At 47.6% G+C, this 2,996-nt stretch carries 4 protein-coding genes and 3 pseudogenes; 3 read left to right on the plus strand and 4 right to left on the minus strand.

The window, feature by feature from the left end; genetic code table 11:
- Nucleotides 1-124: 124 nt before the first annotated feature.
- A pseudogene (locus tag RTW80_RS23560) lies at nucleotides 125-255 on the plus strand (IS5/IS1182 family transposase); the annotation flags it as partial.
- A gap of 124 nt (nucleotides 256-379) precedes the next feature.
- On the opposite strand, the gene RTW80_RS23565 reads toward RTW80_RS23560, so the two are convergent.
- The 4 genes and pseudogenes from RTW80_RS23565 to ykiE all read right to left on the minus strand — a co-directional run bounded on the left by RTW80_RS23565 (nucleotide 380) and on the right by ykiE (nucleotide 1,417).
- On the minus strand, nucleotides 380-661 hold the full coding sequence (locus RTW80_RS23565) for a biofilm development regulator YmgB/AriR family protein (protein ID WP_223349491.1): 282 nt from the start codon (nucleotides 659-661) through the stop codon (nucleotides 380-382).
- A 314-nt stretch (nucleotides 662-975) separates the two neighbouring features.
- A pseudogene (locus RTW80_RS23570) lies at nucleotides 976-1,080 on the minus strand (IS3 family transposase); the annotation flags it as partial.
- Nucleotides 1,074-1,278, minus strand: a pseudogene (locus RTW80_RS31695) (hypothetical protein); the annotation flags it as partial. The pseudogenes RTW80_RS23570 and RTW80_RS31695, both read right to left, overlap by 7 nt.
- A gap of 70 nt (nucleotides 1,279-1,348) precedes the next feature.
- A complete protein-coding gene (ykiE, locus tag RTW80_RS23580; RefSeq protein ID WP_211180522.1) occupies nucleotides 1,349-1,417 on the minus strand; it encodes a protein YkiE in 69 nt (22 codons plus the stop codon).
- A 136-nt stretch (nucleotides 1,418-1,553) separates the two neighbouring features.
- On the opposite strand from ykiE, the gene fecI reads away from it, so the two are divergent.
- Nucleotides 1,554-2,075 carry an RNA polymerase sigma factor FecI gene (fecI, locus tag RTW80_RS23585; protein ID WP_001283626.1) on the plus strand — a complete coding sequence of 174 codons (522 nt, stop codon included), beginning with the start codon at nucleotides 1,554-1,556 and terminating at the stop codon, nucleotides 2,073-2,075.
- Nucleotides 2,072-2,996: ferric citrate uptake sigma factor regulator FecR (gene fecR / locus RTW80_RS23590; protein WP_312720462.1), on the plus strand; the 925-nt coding region annotated here is incomplete at its 3' end. The genes fecI and fecR, both read left to right, overlap by 4 nt.

Here is a 2,996-nt window from a genome sequence, read left to right on the forward strand (position 1 = left end):
CCGGCAGAAGCAGAAAAAGCTTATTATGCTTCCATCGGAAACGATGATCTGGCAGCCTGAGTTCACAGATAAAACACTCTCCAGGAAACCCGGGGCGGTTCAATTGCTGGATAAGATCATAACGATACACCGGGTTAAACAGGTGGTCACTGCTTCACTGAAGCTGCGTGATTATGATGGTCAGGTAGCAGAAGCTATGCCCATGATACAAAAATGACGAAAGCCGAAATGTCTGAAAGCGTGTGTATTACCTGAAAATATGACCGGCTCCGGGGTACGTAACCGATTCAACAAAGCCAATCGATATTACAAAACGAGAGGGACTATATATTTCGTTTTCAGATAAGACTCCTTGAGAGATTATCTTTTATGTAAAATCTCAAATATCACCTGATGTAATGTCAATGATAATATTAAGTGCGCTCTGAACAACATCTTTCTTGGTGTGATTAACATCTGACAAAAAGAACATCAGCTTCTTTATTATGTTCTTGTTGTTTATTATTTCACGCTCACAGAATAAAGCGTTGACTGCCTCTTCTATGACATTTCTCTCGTAAAAAAATTGAGAGTTAGCTTCATATAAAATATTGGCCAATTTTTCACCAAAAACCATATTATAATAATCACTGTGCATCTTTCTCCCCCAGGGTTCAGTCAATAATTTTACCATGCCTAATTATGACAGGTGTAACAAGCATATTTTGCTATATAAATAAAATACATAATACTGATTATTGTAAGAACAGGAAGCAGACTAATGGTTTTTTTTGTGAGCACATTCCTTCTTATGTAGGAAGAGGCTGTATTATATTCAGTCAACTCTTTTTTACTAAAAACATTATCTATGCCATCAAAGTTGCCTGCTAGCTAATTTTTAGGATATCGCCTTGTCGTGGATTATGCACTCTAAACATGTAGAAGGTATTCATTATAAATACACAGACGGCCATCTTTTGTAAAATGGATGCCGTTTTAAGTGAGATTCTGATTTTCAAATTGTTCCGGACTGAGACCGCCACACCAACTGTACCATCGCCAGCGATTGTAATCGCACTCGATATAATTAAGTAAGTTTGCTGATTTTGCTGTTTACTGCGACAGATGTAAAGCTGTGGTGATTCATGCAGACTAAGTTAACGGACTCCGGCAGTAACACCGATGCATTCTGCAAGCTTCAGATCTTAACTACGAAATTCATGCGAATGGTGTTTACGTTTTTTTACTGGTTGAAACTGTTTTGTCTTGTGAGTCACCTCTGACTGAGAGTTTACTCACTTAGCCGCGTGTCCACTATTGCTGGGTAAGATCATTACCGAAATCCCCATCCTTTAGGGCAGTGAGGATGTCAATAATAGCAGACCACATCATGAGTCATTCTGACCGACACATGCCAGAAGCAGAGGCTCCATCCCATTTTATACCTACCTTATAACACTTAGAAAAACAACATGTTAAAAATGTCTATTGGAAACAATTTTATTTCCAATTGTAATGATAACCATTCTCATATTAATATGACTACGTGATAATTAACTTTTGATGCACTCCGCATGTCTGACCGCGCCACTACCACAGCTTCCTTAACGTTCGAGTCGCTTTATGGCACACATCACGGCTGGTTGAAAAGCTGGCTGACGCGCAAACTCCAGTCTGCTTTTGATGCAGATGACATTGCCCAGGACACTTTTTTGCGGGTAATGGTCAGCGAAACGCTCTCGACGATCCGCGATCCTCGCTCCTTCCTCTGCACTATCGCCAAACGCGTGATGGTGGACCTGTTTCGCCGAAACGCGCTGGAAAAAGCGTATCTGGAGATGCTGGCGCTTATGCCGGAGGGGGGAGCGCCTTCACCTGAGGAACGCGAAAGCCAACTCGAGACCCTACAACTCCTCGACAGCATGCTGGACGGGCTAAACGGCAAAACACGTGAAGCGTTTCTGCTTTCGCAACTGGATGGTCTGACATACAGCGAGATTGCGCACAAACTCGGTGTTTCCATCAGCTCCGTGAAAAAATACGTGGCGAAAGCCGTCGAGCACTGCCTGCTGTTCCGTCTGGAGTATGGGTTATGAATCCTTTGTTAACCGATTCCCGCCGTCAGGCGCTGCGTTCAGCTTCCCACTGGTATGCCGTGCTAAGCGGCGAGCGCGTCAGCCCACAACAGGAAGCGCGCTGGCAACAGTGGTATGAACAGGATCAGGATAACCAGTGGGCCTGGCAGCAGGTTGAAAACCTGCGCAACCAGCTTGGCGGTGTGCCTGGCGACGTTGCCAGCCGGGCGTTGCACGATACCCGCCTCACCCGCCGTCACGTGATGAAAGGATTACTGCTGTTGCTCGGCGCTGGCGGAGGCTGGCAGCTCTGGCAGTCGGAAACCGGCGAAGGTCTGCGGGCAGATTACCGCACCGCCAAAGGCACAGTCAGCCGTCAGCAACTGGAAGATGGCTCCCTGCTCACGCTGAATACCCAAAGCGCGGCGGATGTGCGTTTTGATGCGCATCAGCGCACCGTCCGGCTCTGGTACGGTGAAATCGCCATTACTACCGCGAAAGATGCCCTGCAACGCCCCTTCCGTGTCCTGACCCGTCAGGGCCAGCTCACTGCTTTAGGGACAGAATTTACCGTCCGCCAGCAGGATAATTTCACGCAGCTTGACGTGCAGCAGCACGCTGTGGAAGTGCTTCTCGCCAGTGCCCCCGCGCAAAAACGCATCGTGAACGCTGGTGAAAGCCTGCAGTTCAGCGCCTCTGAGTTTGGCGCAGTGAAACCGCTGGATGACGAGAGTACAAGCTGGACGAAGGACATCCTGAGCTTCAGCGATAAACCGCTGGGTGAGGTGATAGCCACGCTAACCCGTTACCGCAACGGCGTGCTGCGCTGCGATCCCGCCGTTGCCGGGCTGCGCCTGAGCGGGACGTTCCCGCTGAAAAATACCGATGCGATCCTGAACGTTATCGCGCAAACGCTTCCCGTTAAAATTCAGTCTATTACGC

Source organism: Escherichia sp. AM3 (assembly GCF_032029835.1).
Lineage (GTDB): Bacteria > Pseudomonadota > Gammaproteobacteria > Enterobacterales > Enterobacteriaceae > Escherichia > Escherichia coli.

Excerpts from the sequence above, each read along its gene's own strand:
- fecI (WP_001283626.1), top strand. The coding sequence starts at position 1,554 with ATGTCTGACCGCGCCACTACCACAGCTTCCTTAACGTTCGAGTCGCTT.